At 71.1% G+C, this 16,460-nt stretch carries 13 protein-coding genes and 1 pseudogene; 4 read left to right on the top strand and 10 right to left on the bottom strand.

The window, feature by feature from the left end:
- Nucleotides 1-38 precede the first annotated feature (38 nt).
- From AC156L_RS21145 to mraZ, 4 genes are all read right to left on the bottom strand, one after another.
- On the bottom strand, nt 39-1,934 hold the full coding sequence (locus AC156L_RS21145) for a peptidoglycan D,D-transpeptidase FtsI family protein (protein WP_330875880.1): 1,896 nt from the start codon (nt 1,932-1,934) through the stop codon (nt 39-41).
- 2 nt (nt 1,935-1,936) lie between these two features.
- A complete protein-coding gene (gene ftsL, locus AC156L_RS21140) occupies nt 1,937-2,599 on the bottom strand; it encodes a cell division protein FtsL (RefSeq protein WP_330875881.1) in 663 nt (220 codons plus the stop codon).
- Nucleotides 2,599-3,552, bottom strand: a complete 954-nt coding sequence (gene rsmH, locus AC156L_RS21135) for a 16S rRNA (cytosine(1402)-N(4))-methyltransferase RsmH (RefSeq protein WP_330875882.1) — start codon at nt 3,550-3,552, stop codon at nt 2,599-2,601. The genes ftsL and rsmH overlap by 1 nt, the downstream gene beginning before the upstream one ends.
- 172 nt (nt 3,553-3,724) lie before the next feature.
- The gene (gene mraZ / locus AC156L_RS21130; protein ID WP_330875883.1) at nt 3,725-4,156 is read right to left on the bottom strand and encodes a division/cell wall cluster transcriptional repressor MraZ; all 432 of its coding nucleotides are present in this window, start codon (nt 4,154-4,156) and stop codon (nt 3,725-3,727) included.
- 456 nt (nt 4,157-4,612) lie between these two features.
- Here mraZ and AC156L_RS21125 point away from each other — a divergent pair, with 456 nt between their 5' ends.
- From AC156L_RS21125 to AC156L_RS21115, 3 genes are all read left to right on the top strand, one after another.
- The gene (locus AC156L_RS21125) at nt 4,613-5,719 is read left to right on the top strand and encodes an AAA family ATPase (RefSeq protein ID WP_414719869.1); all 1,107 of its coding nucleotides are present in this window, start codon (nt 4,613-4,615) and stop codon (nt 5,717-5,719) included.
- A gap of 1 nt (nt 5,720) precedes the next feature.
- Entirely contained in the window at nt 5,721-6,986 is a 1,266-nt protein-coding gene (locus tag AC156L_RS21120) for a DUF58 domain-containing protein (protein ID WP_484407186.1), read from the top strand.
- Nucleotides 6,987-7,203: 217 nt separating this feature from the next.
- Nucleotides 7,204-9,600 carry a transglutaminase TgpA family protein gene (locus tag AC156L_RS21115; protein ID WP_330875885.1) on the top strand — a complete coding sequence of 799 codons (2,397 nt, stop codon included), beginning with the start codon at nt 7,204-7,206 and terminating at the stop codon, nt 9,598-9,600.
- Nucleotides 9,601-9,891: 291 nt separating this feature from the next.
- On the opposite strand, the gene AC156L_RS21110 is transcribed toward AC156L_RS21115, so the two are convergent.
- Together AC156L_RS21110 and AC156L_RS21105 are read right to left on the bottom strand one after the other, a co-directional pair.
- Nucleotides 9,892-10,281 carry a DUF3040 domain-containing protein gene (locus AC156L_RS21110; protein ID WP_330875886.1) on the bottom strand — a complete coding sequence of 130 codons (390 nt, stop codon included), beginning with the start codon at nt 10,279-10,281 and terminating at the stop codon, nt 9,892-9,894.
- A gap of 1,282 nt (nt 10,282-11,563) precedes the next feature.
- Entirely contained in the window at nt 11,564-11,854 is a 291-nt protein-coding gene (locus tag AC156L_RS21105; protein WP_484407191.1) for a hypothetical protein, read from the bottom strand.
- Between the two features lie 179 nt (nt 11,855-12,033).
- Here AC156L_RS21105 and AC156L_RS21100 point away from each other — a divergent pair.
- Nucleotides 12,034-12,162, top strand: a pseudogene (locus AC156L_RS21100) (IS982 family transposase); the annotation flags it as partial.
- A 230-nt stretch (nt 12,163-12,392) separates the two neighbouring features.
- On the opposite strand, the gene AC156L_RS21095 reads toward AC156L_RS21100, so the two are convergent.
- The 4 genes from AC156L_RS21095 to AC156L_RS21080 all read right to left on the bottom strand — a co-directional run bounded on the left by AC156L_RS21095 (nt 12,393) and on the right by AC156L_RS21080 (nt 16,426).
- Nucleotides 12,393-13,247, bottom strand: coding sequence for a hypothetical protein (locus tag AC156L_RS21095; RefSeq protein ID WP_330875887.1), 855 nt, complete (start codon nt 13,245-13,247; stop codon nt 12,393-12,395).
- An 87-nt stretch (nt 13,248-13,334) separates the two neighbouring features.
- Nucleotides 13,335-13,559: a hypothetical protein gene (locus AC156L_RS21090; RefSeq protein ID WP_330875888.1), complete on the bottom strand. Its 225-nt coding sequence runs from the start codon at nt 13,557-13,559 to the stop codon at nt 13,335-13,337.
- An 86-nt stretch (nt 13,560-13,645) separates the two neighbouring features.
- Nucleotides 13,646-14,299 (bottom strand): Crp/Fnr family transcriptional regulator, encoded by a 654-nt coding sequence (locus AC156L_RS21085; RefSeq protein ID WP_330875889.1) that lies wholly within the window; start codon nt 14,297-14,299, stop codon nt 13,646-13,648.
- A gap of 849 nt (nt 14,300-15,148) precedes the next feature.
- Complete coding sequence (locus AC156L_RS21080; RefSeq protein WP_330875890.1) at nt 15,149-16,426, bottom strand: DNA polymerase IV; 1,278 nt, start codon at nt 16,424-16,426, stop codon at nt 15,149-15,151.
- Nucleotides 16,427-16,460 lie beyond the last annotated feature (34 nt).

Genomic DNA, 16,460 nt, shown 5'->3' with positions numbered 1-16,460 from the left:
CCGGTGGGACGCAGATCACGTCCCGTGGCGAGCCGTGCTCACGGCGTGAGCGTGATCAGCGGGGACTGCTCGGCCGACAGCGGCACCTGGTACCGCTGGGCCAGGTACGAGGCGATGTCGTGGAACAGCGGCGCCGCGGAGCTGCTGAACGGCGTGCCCGTGGGCCCGTCGAGCATGATCCCCACGACGTAGCGGGGGTTGTCCGCGGGCAGGATGCCCGCGAAGGTGATCCAGTAGTCGGTGCTGCTGTACCGGCCGTCCGGGTCGATCTGCTGCGCCGTGCCCGTCTTGCCCGCGATCTGGTAGCCCGACAGGGCGGCGGCGGCACCGGTTCCGGTCTGGCCCGGCGCGTCCTGCACGACCGAGCGGAACATCTCGCGCACCGTCTTCGCGGTCTCCGGGCTCACCACGCGGACGGCCTCCGGCCGCTCGGTCTCCTTGCGGGAGCCGTTGCCGTCGACCTCCGCGCGGATGATCCTCGGCGGGATGCGCAGACCGTCGTTGGCCATCGCCTGGTACATCCCGGTCATCTGGAGCAGCGTCATGCTCAGGCCCTGCCCGATCGGCAGGTTGCCGAACGTCGACCCCGACCACTGGTTGAGCGGCGGGACCAGCCCGGCCTCCTCGCCGGTGAGGCCGGAACCGGTGCGCTTGCCGAGCCCGAACTTGCGCAGCAGGTCGGCGTACCGCTCCTCGCCGAGCTTCTGCGCGGCCATCAGCGTGCCGACGTTGGAGGACTTGCCGAACACGCCCGTGAACGTCATGTCGAGGTCGCCGTGCGGCCAGGCGTCCCTGATCCAGCGGTCGGCGACCTGGATGCGGCCCGGCACCGTGAGGACCTCGTCCGGCTTGAACAGCCCGTCCTCGATCGCGCCCGCCGCGGTGATGATCTTGTTCACCGAGCCGGGCTCGTACACCGAGGTCACCGCGATGTTGCGCTTCTCGTCCTCGGTGGCCTTGCCGAAGTTCGCCGGGTCGAACGTCTTGTCGTTCGCCATGGCCAGGATCTCGCCGGTCTTGCTGTCGAGCACCACCGCCGAGCCGCTCTTCGCGCCGCTCTTGGCCGTGTAGTCGGTGACCATGTTCTGCACGACGTACTGGGTGTCGATGTCGAGCGTCAGCTCCAGGCTCTTGCCCGGTGTCGCGGGTTCCAGCTCCCGGTCGCGGTCGGCGCCGGGGATCACGACGTCACCGCCCTGGATGGTGTCCACGACCCGGCGGCCGTTGCGGCCCGCGAGCAGGTTGTCCTGCGAGCTCTCCAGCCCGAGCTGGCCGTGCGTCGCGCCGGGCGTCATGTCCTTGCGCCAGTTCGCCGCGCCGACGATGTTCGACGCCAGCTTGCCGTTGGGGTACACCCGGACCGCGCGGAACTCCGAGCCGATCTCGTTGAACTGCTTGCGGATCGCGGCGGCCTTCGTCGGCTCGACGTTGTCCACCAGCTCGATGTAGGTGGTGTCCCTCAGCAGCTTCTCGGTCATGGTCTGCTCGTCGGTCCTCTGACCGTCGACCTCGGTGCCGAGCACCTGCTGGATCGCCGCCCCGATGGCCTTGGCGTGGTCCTCGAAGCTGCCGATCGACGGGTCCTTCTCCAGCTGCTCGGCCCAGTTCTTGCGCATCAGCTTCGGCACGGCGTAGAGCGCCCGCGCCTCGATGCTGAACGCGAGCTGGTTGCCGTTGCGGTCCAGGATCGCCCCGCGCTCGGCGGGGATGTCCTGCGGCGTGGCGCGCTGCTGCTGGGCCTTGAGCGACAGCTCGGCGGCCTCGAAGCCCTGCACCTGCACGAGCTTGATCCCCGCCAGCAGCAGGGCGCTGACGAGCAGCAGCCGCCCGACCGTGAGGCGGACGCGGGCGTTGGCTCCCCGCCGCTTGGCCGGACGGGTCGCCCGCACCGACAGCGGACGTCGTGCTTGCCTGCCGCTGCTGGGCCCCGGCATGACTAACCTCCTGGCACCGCTGGCGGCTGTTGGGCTTGCGTGTCGGTCGGTGTCTGCTGCTGCTCGCCGGGCGGCGGCGTCGCGGACTGGCCGGTGGTCGGCGCGGTCGTGCTCGGCGCGGTGGTGGCCGACGGCGGGGGCGCGGGGGCCTCCACGGCGGAGGGCTTGCCGTAGACCTCGACCGTGCCGTCCGGGAGCTGCTTGAGCTTCGCCGGGTCGCCCGCGAGCACCAGCCCGAGCTTCGCCGCGGCCTCGGCGAGCTTGGTCGGCGACTCCGCGAGCGCGACCTCCTGGCGCAGCTGCTCGACCCGCAGCGAGAGCTGCGTGGCCTGGTTGTGCGCTTCCTGGAGCTTGTAGGAGTCGGCGGCGGCCTGCGTGGACAGCCACATGATCGTGGCGAGGCCGACGATCAGCATGGCCATCACCATGACGACGAACGGCGCCTTGGCCACCGGGCCCGGCTTGCGCCGCGGCGCGGCGACGCTCCCGCCCCTGAGGTTCTGGGCGCGCTGGGCCCGCCGGGCGTAGGCGCGCTCGGTCGAGGCGGACCTGGACCGCGGCGAGCCCGCCGGTGCGGGAACGGACTTGAGGGCGCGCTCGCGCGGCTTCTCCGGGCGGGGCCGCGGGTTCGGCGAGGTGCCGCCCGCCCTGGCTGGTGCGGTCACTACGCCTCCTCGATCCGTTCCGCGGCCCGCAGGCGGACCGGTGCCGCCCTCGGGTTCTCCTCGATCTCCTGCTCGTTGGCCAGCTCGGCGCCCTTGGTGACGAGCTTGAACCGCGGCCCGTAGCCGGGCAGTTCCACGGGCAGGCCCTGCGGACTGCGCGACACCGCGACCTCGGCGATGGCCCGCTTGACCATCCGGTCCTCCAGCGACTGGTAGGCCTCCACGACGAGCCGCCCTCCGACGCCGAGCACCGACAGCGCGGCGGGGAGCGCGAGCCGCAACGACTCCAGCTCCTCGTTCACCTCGATGCGCAGCGCCTGGAACGTCCGCTTGGCCGGGTGGCCGCCGGTGCGCCTGGTCGCCGCGGGCACGGCCGCGTACAGCAGCTCGACGAGCCGCCCGCTGTTGGTGAACGGCTCGCGCTCGCGCTCCCGGACCACCGCGCCGACGATCTTCTTGGCGAACCGCTCCTCGCCGTAGTCGCGCAGGATCCGCACCAGGTCGCCGGGCGGGTAGGTGTTCAGCACGTCCGCCGCGGTCTGGCCGGTGCCCGCGCTCATCCTCATGTCCAGCGGCGCGTCCCTGGAGTACGCGAACCCGCGCTCCCGGGCGTCGAGCTGGAGCGAGGAGACGCCGAGGTCCATCAGGACGCCGTCCACGTGGGACAGTCCGAGGTCCGAGACGGCGTCGGCGATGCGGTCGTAGGTGACGTTGACGAACGTGACGCGGTCGCCGAAGTCCGCGAGCCGCTTGCTCGACAGCTCGATGGCCTGCGGGTCGCGGTCGAGGCCGATCAGCCTGAGCCGGGGGTGCGCCCGCAGCAGGGCCTCGGCGTGACCGCCGAGCCCGAGGGTCGCGTCCACCACGACGGCGGGCCGGTCGGCCAGTGCGGGAGCCAGCAGCTCGAGGACGCGGTTCAGCAGGACCGGTACGTGCCGTGGTCGCTCCGCCATCTCAAGCCCCCTCCCTTGCTTCGTGATCGACCGCCACAACGTGGAGATCGGGTGTCGTCAGGTCCCCGCCCGCCCGTCGAACCTGGCGCCGGGGAAGGTGCGCCAGGGCCGAAAGCCGAGCGGACCGAGGCCTCACGGCACCCGAACCACGTCGTGCTCTACTCACGGCCGATCAGAAGACGCCAGGGAGGACCTCCTCCCGCGCTTCGGCGTAGCTGTCCTCATGGGCCTCGAGGTAGCGCTGCCAGGCCTGGGAGTCCCAGATCTCCAACCGGTTGATGGCGCCGATGACCGCGCACTCCTTGGTCAAACCGGCGTAGTTGCGCAGCTCCTGGACGATCGAGATGCGGCCCTGCCCGTCCGGCCGCTGCTCGTCCGTGCTGGCGAACAGGTAGCGCTGGTAGGCGCGAACGGACTCGTTCGTGAAGGAGGCGCTCGCGACCTTCGTCGCCATCTGCTCGAACTCGGCTCGCGGGAACACGAAGAGGCAGTGGTCCTGGCCCTTGGTGACCATGACACCCCCCGCTAGCGCATCCCGGAACTTCGCGGGCAGCGTCAGCCGACCCTTGTCGTCCAGCCTGGGGAGGTGAGTGCCGAGGAACATGGCACCTCCACACCTCCTGCCGACCGGACTCCGAGCGGCAGTGGAGCCCCCGTCAGCCCCACCGGGCGCCACAGTACCCCACTTTTCACCACAGTCAACGCTGAAACGGGTGTTTCCATCGGGTGCCGTTTGATATAACCGCAGGTAGAAGGCTTGCGAGCGGCGTGGAGCCAGGTGGGGGAAGCGAGCGACACCCACCTCCCCGAGTGAGCTTCCAGGGCCGTTTTGCCACCCGGATGGACCAGTGAAATCGGCGAAAACGGGTTCGCGGACGCCCGTGGTGGGGAATCGTGGGGATGGGGGAAAATGAACCGCTGTGCAACCCCGCACGTCCTCACTACCGTCAGGATCCTGTCGAATCGGGGGTAGGGCACTTCGCCCTGGTTTGACACACTGCGTGAAACGCTCACCGCTTCCGTGCACCGGTCGCGGGCGAGCCCCGCTCCAGGAGGTCGAGTGACCCCGAGTACCCAGCCAGCAGCACTCCCGGACCACGCGTTCGGACAGGGCGCGCAGGCCGTCAACCCCACGGTGAACAGTGCTGCCCACGCACCGCAGACGCGACCTGACGACGTGCTCGGAGAGCTGCACACCGCGGTCCAGCGGATCGCCGCCAACGTGGAGAAGGTCCTCGTCGGCAAACCCGACGTGGTCCGGATCTCGCTGGTCGCCCTGCTCGCCGAGGGTCACCTGCTGGTGGAGGACGTGCCCGGCGTCGGCAAGACGTCGCTGGCGAAGGCGCTGGCCCGGTCGATCGACTGCACGGTGAGCCGCATCCAGTTCACCCCCGACCTGCTGCCCAGCGACATCACCGGGTCGTCGATCTACAACCGGCAGGGCAACGAGTTCGAGTTCCGGCCAGGCCCGGTGTTCGCGAACATCGTGGTCGGCGACGAGATCAACCGCGCCTCCCCCAAGACGCAGTCCGCGCTGCTGGAGTGCATGGAGGAGCACCAGGTCACCGTCGACGGGAAGACCTACCCGCTCGGTGCGCCGTTCATGGTGATCGCGACCCAGAACCCGATCGAGATGGAGGGCACGTACGCGCTGCCCGAGGCCCAGCGGGACCGGTTCACCGCACGCGTCTCCATCGGCTACCCGGACCCGGCCGCCGAGCTGGCGATGGTCGACGAGCACGCGGGCACCAACCCGATGGACGAGCTGCGGCCGGTGTCGGACGCCGCGCAGATCCTGAAACTGGTGCAGACGGTCCGCCGGGTGCACCTGTCGCAGGAGATCCGCCGGTACGCCGTGGAACTCGTCTCGGCCACCCGCAGGCTGCCCGAGCTGCGGCTCGGCGCGTCCCCGCGGTCCACGCTGCACCTGGTCCGCGCCGCTCGCGCGCAGGCCGCGCTGGCGGGCCGCGACTTCGTCGTCCCGGACGACATCCACGCCGTCGCGGTCCCCGTGCTGGCGCACCGGCTGGTGCTCACCGCCGAGGCGCAGGCCGCCCGCCGCTCCCCCGCCGACCTGGTCCGCTCGCTGATCCAGCGGGTGCCCGTGCCGCAGGCGACGGCGTCGCCGAACGGCCAGTTCCCCAAGAACGCAGGGACGAACCGCTGAGATGCGCGGAGCCCTCTCCGGCCTGACGACCCGCGGCCGCTGCCTGCTCGCCGCGGGGTTCGCCGCCGGGCTGTGCGCGCTCGTCCTCAACGAGCGCGACCTGCTCAGGGTGGCGGCCTTCGTGGTCGCCCTGCCGCTGCTGGCGGCGTGGCTGGCCACCCGAGCCAGGGTCGGGCTGCACGCGTCCCGCTTCCTGCACCCCAGCCGGGTGCCGGTCGGCTCCGCGACCGAGGTGCGCGTCGAGCTGCGGAGCACCGGCAGGCTGCCCACCGGCGGCCTGCTCCTGGAGGACAACGTCCCGTACGCGCTCGGCAGCAGGCCCCGGTTCGTGGTGGAGCGGCTGCCCCGCAGCACGGCCACCGCGCTGCGCTACCCCCTCAAGCCCGTCATGCGCGGCATCCAGCAGGTGGGCCCGCTGATGGCCCGCATCACCGCCCCGTTCGGGCTGGTGGAGTACGACCGCGAACTCGCGGGCCGCAGCAGGCTGGTCGTGGTGCCCCGGATCACCGGGCTCAGCGGCCTGCCCAGCGGCTCCGGCATGGGCGCGGGCGACGACGGCTCGATCCGGCTGCGCAGCGGCCAGGGCGAGGACGACGCGATCGTCCGCGAGTACCGGCACGGCGACGACCTGCGCAAGGTGCACTGGCGCTCGACGGCCCGCCGCGACCAGCTCATGGTCCGCGTGGAGGAACGCCCGTGGCGCGGCGGCACGACCGTGCTGCTCGACCACCGGCTGACCGCGCACCGCGGCAGCGGTCCGAGCGCGAGCCTGGAGTGGGCCGTCTCCATGACCGCCAGCATCTGCCTGCACCTGCACCGCTTCGGCCACCAGGTGAAGCTCGTCGCCGAGGACGGCCGCGTCCTCGCGGGCGGCTCGGGCGACGGCGGCCACAGCGACGCCGTGGTGCTCGACTCGCTGGCCGCCCTGCAACCCTCGCACCGCAAGGAGTTGGCGGCAGGCCTCGACCCCGGCGCGGGCCAGGAGGTCATCGCCGTGCTCGGCGCGTGCACCCCGGCCGTCGTGGACGGGCTCGTCCGCTACCGGCCGCGCGGCATGCGCAGCCTCGCCGTGCTGCTCGACGTCGGCGAGTGGGCGGGCTCGACCGAGGACCCGTCGCCCGACGTGACCGAGGCCCAGCGCCTGCTGCACATCGCGGGGTGGGGCGTGTCGATCGCCAAGCCCTCCAGCCCGATGAACCAGGTCTGGCAGGAGCTGTGCCACAGCGCGGGCAACCGGGGCCCCGTGGTGCGCACGGAGGTCGGCTGATGCCGCGACCAGCCCCGTCCCCGACCACCGACCGAACGCCGCGCACCTCGACCACCCACCCGTCGAGCCGCGTGAGCCGGGTCCGGCACGAGCTTCACCACGGCAGTCCCGTGGTGCCCACGGAGGTTGGCTGATGCCCGGAGCTTTTCAGCAGAGACCGCCCGCGGCGGCACCTCCCGGCCGCCCCCCGGCCGCCGGGGGGGACTGGTCGGGGTCGGTGACGCCCGCAGTCGCCGCGCTCGCGGTGGTGTGCTCGGCGACGGCGCTGTCCGGTGTCGTCACCGGCGGGCTGTGGATCTTCTACGTGCTGATCGCGGTCGCCGTGGTCAGCGGCACCGGCCTGCTGCTGCGCGCGGTCCGGCTGCCCGCCCCGCTGGTGGGCATCGGCCAGATCCTCGCGCTGCTCTGCCTGCTCGTCACGCTGTTCACCAGGACCGGTTTCCTGGTCGTGCTGCCCGGTCCCGAGTCGCTTGGCGATCTGTGGTCGGTGCTCGGCAACTCGATCAGCGAGGTGCAGACGGGCGTGCCGCCGGTCGCGGAGAGCCCCGCGATGCGCTGCCTGATCATGCTCGCGATGGGTCTCGTCGCGGTCCTCGTGGACACCCTCGCCGTCGGCGCGGCGGCCCCCGCGGCCTCCGGTCTGGTGCTGCTGTGCGTGTTCGCGGTGCCCGCGTCGCTGGCCGACGAGATGCTGCCGCTGTGGACGTTCGTGCTGGGCGCGGCCTCGTTCGCGCTGCTGCTGGTGGTCGACGGCCAACACCGGCACGAGGCGTGGCGAGGACGGATGAGCGGCACCGGGGGCAGCAGCTCCGGCGGCGCCGCCACCGCCGTGGCGGGCATGGCCGTGGTGATCGCGCTGTTCGCGGGCGCCACCTTCACGCTGATCGGCACCGTGGGCAGGCTGCCCGGCACGGGCACCGCGGCGGGCGGCGGCGCCGACGGGCTCGGGCTCAAACCGCTGACCGAGCTGCGCGGCATGCTCAGCCAGGGTGAGACCAGGGAGATGTTCCACGTCCGCGGCCTCCCGGACTCGGCCTACCTGCGGGCCATGACGCTCCAGCAGTACGACCCCGGCAGCGGCGAGTGGTCCGTCGGCGGCGCGCTGTCCGAGGGCAGCCCTGCGCGGGGCGACCTGCCCCCGCAGCCCGGCGACCCCGGTGACGGCAAGACCACCAAGGTCCAGATCGACCCGGTCGGCTGGAACGACGTGTGGCTGCCCGTCTACGGCAAGCCCCGCAAGATCGAGAACACCGACGACACGTGGCGCTTCGACAACGCCCGCGGCATGATCTACAGCCTCAAGAAGCACAAGGTCGGCCCGTACACGCTGGAGACCGTGCTGGAGAACCCGTCGGCCGACGAGCTGCGGCGGGCCAACGGCAGCGCCGAGGGCGTCGACCCGGTGTACTTCCAGATCAACGGCATCGACCAGTCGATCACGGCGCTGGCCAGGACCGTCACCCAGAACGAGAGCACCAAGTTCGACAAGGCCACGGCGCTGTACCGGTACTTCACCGACGGCACGCAGGGCTTCAAGTACTCGACGAAGACCGAGGGCGACTCCAACGCGGACGCGCTGGTCGACTTCGTGATCAACAGCAAGACCGGCTTCTGCCAGCAGTACTCGGCCGCGATGGCCGTGATGGCCCGCTCGATCGGCCTGCCCGCCAGGGTGGCCATCGGCTTCACCGGCGGCTACCCGACCGACGACTACAAGACCATCACCAGCCTCGACGCGCACGCGTGGGTGGAGATCTACTTCGCGGGCCACGGCTGGATGGTCTTCGACCCCACGCCGCTCACCGACGGCCGCGGCGTCATCCCGTCCTACATCGGCGGCACCGGCGACGACGGCCAGGCGCAGGCCCCCGACGAGGGCGACCAGTCCGCGGCAGCCTCCTCCAGCGCGGTCCCGACCACCAGCTCCGCCGCGCCGGTCGTCGACGCGCAGGACCTGGCGGGCGCCACCCCGGTCGAGACGACTCCGGGCTGGCACTGGATCACGCTGGCCGTGACCGGCGGCCTGGCCGCTCTCCTGACCGCGCTGCTGTTCCTCATGCCCTCGGTGGGCGCCCTGGCGTCGTTCCACCGCCTGCCCTGGGCCCGTCCGGCCGTGGCGGCGGCGGCCGCCGCCTCCTGGGCCCTCACGGTCGCGCTCCTGATCGCCCTGTTCTCCTGGTGGCTCGCGGTACCGCTGCTCCTGCTGGCGGTGGCGGCGTCCCCGGCCGCGATCCGCGCGCTCCGCCGCCACAACCGCCTCCAGTCCATCGCGGGCCTGGGCGCTCAGGCCGCGAACGCCGCGTGGGAGGAACTGATCGCGGAGTCCGTGGACCGCGGCACCCGCATCCCGCCGACCGAGACGGTCCGAGTGGCGGCCCGCCGCATGGCCCGCGCGCACAACCTCGACGAACAGGGCCGCGACGGCCTGCGCTCCGTCGTGGGTGCCGTCGAGCGGTCCTGGTACAGCGGCCGAGCGGACGCCGACCCGCAACTGCCGCAGGCGGTGGACGACGTGCGCCGCAGCCTCTCCCGCAACGCCCCCCTGGCCCTGCGGGCCAGGGTCCTGCCCCGGTCGGTGCTCCAGCCGACCGTGCCGGACGAACCCGAGGACTGAACCGAGCGCGGGTGTCGGCTGGATCTGCCCGACACCCGCGCTCCACGTCCCGACCGCGTGGGGCGCGGTCCGGTGGCGCGACGAGCCGACCCGCCGGCAGCCTTCTCGCCTTCAGATCCCCATCCGCCGGGGCCTCCACGGACGCACCGCACGACCGGCGGTCTCCGGTTCACGCGTGGTTCCCGGTCGTCGGCGATCCGGGCGACGTCGGACCGGTCGAACGCACGCGAAGACACCGCGGCCCGCCCCTCGGCGGGGCGGGCGCGCGGTGCGGATCTTCGGTTCGGAGTTCTACTCGTCCTCGAAGCGGCGACGGAAACGTTCTTCCATCTTTTGTGAGAACGAGCTGCGGCTGCGGCTGGGCCGGCTGCCTTCCTGCTCTGCCTCCTCGGAAACCTGATCACCGCGACGAAGGGTCGTCAGGGTGACCAGCACGCCGAAGAACATCAACAGGAAGCCGACCACGCTCACCACCGGGATACCAGCGAGCTTCGGCAACATCACACCCGTGACGAGCAACGCCACACCCACGGCGAACAAAGCGATGCCCTGGATACGACGCCGTCGAGACGGTTTGCGCAGCTTGGCGCCACGCACAGTGGATGCGAACTTCGGGTCCTCGGCGTAGAGCGCGCGCTCGATCTGGTCGAGCAGTCGCTGCTCGTGCTCGGAGAGTGGCATGGCTCCTCCTCCGGCACAGCGGTCGCGGGCGCCGGGTGTTCACGGTTGCCGCCGGTCCCGGCGGACGCCCCCCCTGGGGGCGTCATCCCCCAGGATACGATCCGCAGAGCCCGCCGACTACCCAGTCTGGGCTCCCAAGCGGTTGGTTCTGTCACCATCATCCTCACGGGTCAATGGTCAGACCACCGTGAGGTGACGGTTCGGACCCGTACCGGAACCGCGCGTAACCGCATTACTGCAGGTGCAGCCCTTTCCACGCGACGAAAACCATCGAACGGGTTCGGCTACTGATCTTGAGCCCAGAGGTCACTCCGATGGCGTAACGACGTCGACCTCAGCGGAAATTTGACCACCCATGATCACGCTCTTGCTCTGAGCGCCGGGTGACACAGGTGTGCGACGGCTCAGCGCGGGTCACGGAGATCACCCGCGGGTGTTTTGAGGTGTCGGTGGGATCGGACTGTGAAGGCCTCCTGTCGTGGTGAGGCTCGGTGGGGTCGGGCGGGCAGGCCGCGGTGGGGGCCGGCAGACCTTGGGTTCGGGCATCGGGGTCCGGTGGCCTGCTGTGTGGATCCGGGTCGGCTTCGGCGGAGCGGGTGGTGGCTGGACCGGCGGACCGGTATTCGGACGAGCCAGCGCGGCGTTGCCTGGTGGGTTGGCGGACCGATAGATCGACCGGGCCGATGAGTTGCCGGGGCGTGGCTCGACGGGCCGGCGGGCCGGCGGGCCTGCGGGTCGGCGGGTCGGCGGGTCGGCGGGTCGAGGCACGGTGTCCTCGGCGTCATCGACAAGCGCCTTGCGTTGGTGGTTGCGGAGGGGGCGGCTGCCGGGGGTTGGTAGTTGTCACTGGCGGTTGTCACGTGGAGGCGTCGGCGGCCGAAGGTGAAGGCGGCGGGTCTGTCCTCGGAGCCAGATGAGCAGGGTGGCCAGGTCGGTCATGCCTCGGTGGGACACGGCGGTCTTGTCGAAGCGGGTGGCGTTGGCGCGGAACTGCGTGAGCCGGTTGAAGCGGCGGTCGACCGCGGTGCGTCGTGTGCAGGCGGTGCGGTTGAAGGTCGGTGGGTGTCCGTCTGTCCGGCTTTGGTGCTTGTGGTCGGCGTGCTGGTCACGGCGTTGCGGGATCGAGGCCGGGATGCCATGTGTGCGGGTGGGCGCGGATGGTCTTGGTCGAGTAGTCCTTGTCCGCGAGGACGCGTGCGGACTTGGTCGCTGGGCGGCCGGGCCGTCGAACGTGAGGTGGCTCCTGGTGGTGGGTCCGCCGCGGGAGCGGCCGATGCCATGATCACCTGGCTGGCTGGGCCCGCCGCACGAGCCGTCCGCCCTCTGCGGGGGACGCGTTCGTGCCCGTGCGGCGTGTTGGCGCGCCCGCACGATGCCGGACTGCACCGGCACCTCGCGGTCGAGTTCGCCGATCGCCTCGGCGACCACCCGCACCTTCCCGACCAGCGTGGTGAGGGTGCCGTTGCGGCAGGTCCCGCCAGGCGGTACCTGTCGTGGCCTTGAACAGCATCCCGTTGATCACCCGACGGTCGTCCGCCAGCGGACGGTGTTGCGCGCCCGAGACGGGCGGCAGCGGCTCGATCGTCTACCACTGCTCGTCGATCGGCTCTTGCTCGCGGATGACGATCCAGGATCAAAGCAGATCAGCCACACCCCCTTTGAGGACAGGCGCTGGCGCTTGTGGCTTGGGCTAGCCGAGCAAGGCGCAAGTCGAGGCGGTAGCCCGAGACGGACGAAGGGTGTTCAAGATCAGTGCGTGACGGCCGCCTGTCGGGCAGGAGCCGCATCGGCAGACCGGCAGAGCTCACCGACGCGGAACTGATCACCCTCGCCGTGGCCCAAGCACTGCTCGGGTTCACGTCCGAGGCCCGCTGGCTGCGATTACTCGTCCAGGGCCGTCCGGCTGCCGGAGGGGCGCGGTGCGGTGGTCTGGCTGGTTCGGTCGCCGGGTTGGTCAGTGGGGTGAGGTGGGCGGCCAGTGGGACGGATTGATCTGGCCACCGCCGAAAGCGATCAGTCCGACCAAGCCACCAGTCCACCCTGACTGGACGACCGGAGCGGCGCGAGGCGCAGCGTCAGGGCCGTTGGTGGCTCCAGCCGCGTCCGGCCGCTCAGCCGAGGATGACGTCGGGGCGGGGGCGGGTGGTGGCGTGTGCTGCCGCACGGCGCAGTTGGGCGGCTGTGGAGGCCGGTGGCTGGTTCGGAGTCGTGCGGAGCACCACGATTCCTGCCGCCGCCAAGTGGTCCGGTCTGGGCGGTGTGCGGAACTGCCAGGCCAGGCCCAGGGTGTTCCACCACGCGTCCGCTGTGCCCAGTGGGCGGTCGTCCGGGGTTCGCAGGGAGATGTGCCACCTCGGAGTCGGCAGACCGGCCATGGCGATGGCCTCCGTCGGGCCTGGCGGCAGGTCGGAGAGTGCGGCCTTGAGGGCCGGGCTGCCTCTCGGGTGGAGTTCGGTCGGGTCGGTGCCCGCTCGGATGGTTTCCGCGAGCACGGCCCGTTGGGCGGGCGGGGCGAGGTGCAGAGCCGCGTCCAGCGCCGCCCTTGCCGGCGGGACGGTGAGGAAGTCGTTGCGCAGCACGGGATTCGGCATGTCACGGGTGCGGGTCACGCGGAGCTGCGGTGGAGCCTCCACCTGGCGGCGGTGGGGAATCAGGACGTGCACCGGGCCCGTGGCGGGAACGGTGCGGATGCCGTGCAGGTGGAGGGCGTCCAAGCCGGTGAGGAGGGTGTTCGGACCCGCGTAGCGGAGGGCGGCCTGGACGCGCTGCGCTCGGGTCGGCGGTGAACCGCTGAGGAGCAGGATGCCGGGCAGCAGGTTCTGCCACGGGCCGCCGTGGCTGCACCGCAGGTGCAGGAGGGCCGAGGACAGGCCCAGGTGGAGCAGTTCGGTCACGGTGGCCACGCCGTGGCGGAACAGGCAGGCCAGCGCGTCCAGGTCGATCAGGGTGCGGTTGGTGGGGTGCATGGGTCCACTTTCGGCCGGACCCACCCCTCGGTCTACTGGGTCCGGCCGAACTGTGGACAAGTCTCCTGGCTGTGGACAAGTCGAGGGTCACGAGTTGACGAGTTCGCGTTCCTCGGCTAGGTCCTTCGAGGTGTCGCGGACCTCGCGCCACGCGTCGTGCACGGCGACCAGCCCGCCCGCCATCACGAGCGCGGCGGCCCCGGCGACGAAGCCCGAGACGTCGAGTTGGAGGAGCAGCACGACGACCGCGCCCACCTGGAGGACGGTGAAGACGATGGTCGTGCCGAGTCGTTCGATCTGCTGCCTGGTCATGTCGGGAAACCCCCTGGATTCGGTGTCCCCACAGTTGTAGGCCCGTTCTCGCGGGTCTTCCGCGTCAGATGCCGCAGAACGCGGGATCAGCCGACCAATTCGTAGAGGCGGTCGGGCGCGAGGATGTCGATGCGCCGCCTGCCCGTCCGCACGATGCCCTGCTCGCGCATCAGGCGCAGCACGCGCACGAGGGATTCGCGCGACGTGCCCGCGGCGCTCGCCAGTTCCTCCTGGCTCAACGCGACCGCGCCCGCCGAGCCGACACCCCGGTGCAGCACGACGTCGAGGAGCACGGCGGCCACGCGCTGGGTGGAGGTGCCGCTGAACTGGACGCGCTGCCGGTCCGCGTCGCGCTGCCGAGACACCACGACGACCAGCACGGCCCAGGCGATGTGCGGCTGCTTGCGGCACAGGTCGGAGAACCGCGCGGGCGCGATCACCAACGCCGAGGCCTCACCGAGCGCCCGAACACTGGCGGACCGCGGCAGCCCGTCCACGGCGGACCGCTCCCCAACGATGTCACCGGGTCCACGAATCGCCAGCACCTTCTCGTGACCGCCGTGCGAGACAGCCGTGACCCGCATGAGTCCACGCCGAACGATCAACACGTGTTGCGACGGCTCACCTTCATGACAAACGATCGCGCCGGGCTCGTACTCGCGCACGCTCCCGGCCGCGTCGAGCAGGGCATGCCCAACGGGGTCGAGCAGCCCCCAGAACCGCGCCACCTCGGATTCCATCCCGCCAGCGTGCAACAGCATCCCCAGTAGTGGGAACAAATCGGCAGGTCGGTACCCGATCAGCGGTCCGCCTCCAGCCTCGCTACCACCGAACGGCGGAGGAAACGATCAACGTCTTCGATGGGAGGGCGGAGAAGGGACGGCGCTGTCGGGTGGTGGGTCGAGCAGCACTGCCGGGTAGCGGGTCGGGTGGCAGGTGGCGAGTCGGGTGGCGGGTTGCGCTGTTGTCGGGTGGTGGGTCGGGTGATGGGTTGCGCTGTCGGGTGATGGGTGGCGCTGTCGGGTGGTGGGTCGGGTGGCGTTGTCGAGGAGAAGGGTGGAGGAGGTCACAAGCCAGGGCTGTGGCCGGACGGAGCCGGGTCGGAAGGAGTCGGGCAGGGCTGTGCCGGGCTGTGCTGTGCCGGCGCGGGGCTGTGTCGGGGCAGGGCGGGGCGGCACAGCCGGGCGAAGACAGGCCAGCGCAAAGCGGACTGACTGGCAGGGGAGGGAAGCGGCCGGGTGGGCAGGCAGGACAAAGCGGGCGGCTGGGCACGGCAGGGCAAAGCGGGCCAGCTGGCAGCGCAGGGCAAGGCAAGGCAAAGCGGGCGACTGGGAAAGGCAGGGCGAAGCGGGCCGGCTGGCAGGGCAAGGCGAAGCGGCCAGCTGGGAAAGGCAGGGCGAAGCGGGCCGGCTGGCTGGGCAGCACTCTGTTGGATTGGGATTCGGCTGGGTTGGGTTCAGTCGGGGCGGAGTTCGGTTGGGTGATGAGGGCGGGATTGGTGGAATGAGATTGTGTGGGACCACGCAAGCTGACAACTGATTTCGTGGGTGAGTGTGCCGTCTGGGGCAACGGGAATTACCGGAACCCCGTCACTCGTCCGGCTTGGGCTTCGTCACCCCCGACCGTCGAGGCTGCGCGCCCAGCAGTGAAGCAGGCCCGACCGCGCCCAACCCGAACTTCGAACGAGCCTGGTCAGCAGCCTGTTCAGCTTCCCGCCACCCGCGCTCGGGAGCATCGAACATCAACTGCTCCCCGCTGTCCCCCTCCACCAACTGCTCCAACCGCACACCGATCAACCGCACCGCCCCGTCGGGCACGTGATCATCCAGCAGCGCGGAACTGGTCGCGTAGACCTCGTGCGTCAAATCAGTGGCCACCGGCAGCGTGCGCGACCGGGTAATCGTGGAGAAGTCCGAGAAACGCACCTTGATGGACACGGTCCGACTGCGCAAACCCTTGGCCCGCAATTGGCCGGCCGACCGTTCCGCCAATCGGAGAAGCTCACGCTTGAGCAACGCGCGGTCGAAGTGGTCGACCTCGAACGTCTCCTCCGCCCCGATCGACTTCTCCTTCGACTCGGGCACGACCGCTCGGTCGTCGTGCCCCTGCGCGAGAGCGTGGAGGTGTTCGGCGAGCGCGACGCCGAGCAGCTTCCGCAGCCTCGGCAGCGGAGTGGCGGCGATGGCGCCGACGGACTCCAGGCCGACGCGGTCCAGCTGTTCGGCCGTCTTCTTGCCGACGCCCCACAGCGCGGACACCGGCAGCGGGTGCAGGAAGTCGAGCACGGAAGCCTTGGGCACGACCATGAAGCCGTCCGGCTTGCACATGCCGGACGCCAGCTTGGCCAGGAACTTGGTGGGCGCCACCCCCACCGAGCACGTGATGCCGTACGCCTCCTGCACCTGCGCCCTGATCAACGCGGCGATGGCACCGGACGTGGCGTTCATCCGCCGCAGGGCCCCGCTGACGTCGATGAACGCCTCGTCCAGGCTCAACGGCTCCACCAGCGGCGAGATGTCGCGGAAGATCGCCATCACCCCCCGCGAGGTCTCCTGGTAGAGCCCGAAGCTCGGCGGGAGGAACACGGCGTGCGGCGCCAGGCGCCTGGCGTGGGCCGTCGGCATGGCCGACCGGACGCCGAACTCGCGGGCGATGTAGTTCGCCGACGACACGACGCCGCGGTTGCCGACCCCGCCGACGATCACGGGCTTGTGGCGCAGCTCGGGACGCTCGCGGATCTCCACGGCGGCGTAGAACGCGTCCATGTCGACGTGCAGCATCGGACAGCCGGTGTCGTCCGGCCACCGGCCGTCGCGCGCGATGAAGCGGTCGACCAAGCCGCGCGGCAGGTTCGCGCTCCGCCCCACAGCCAACCCCCCGTTGTTCGAACGCCCGTTCGAC

It is taken from the genome of Umezawaea sp. (genome assembly GCF_057122925.1).
Note: the sequence above shows the minus strand (reverse complement) of the source record. Positions and strands in the feature narration are given on the sequence as shown.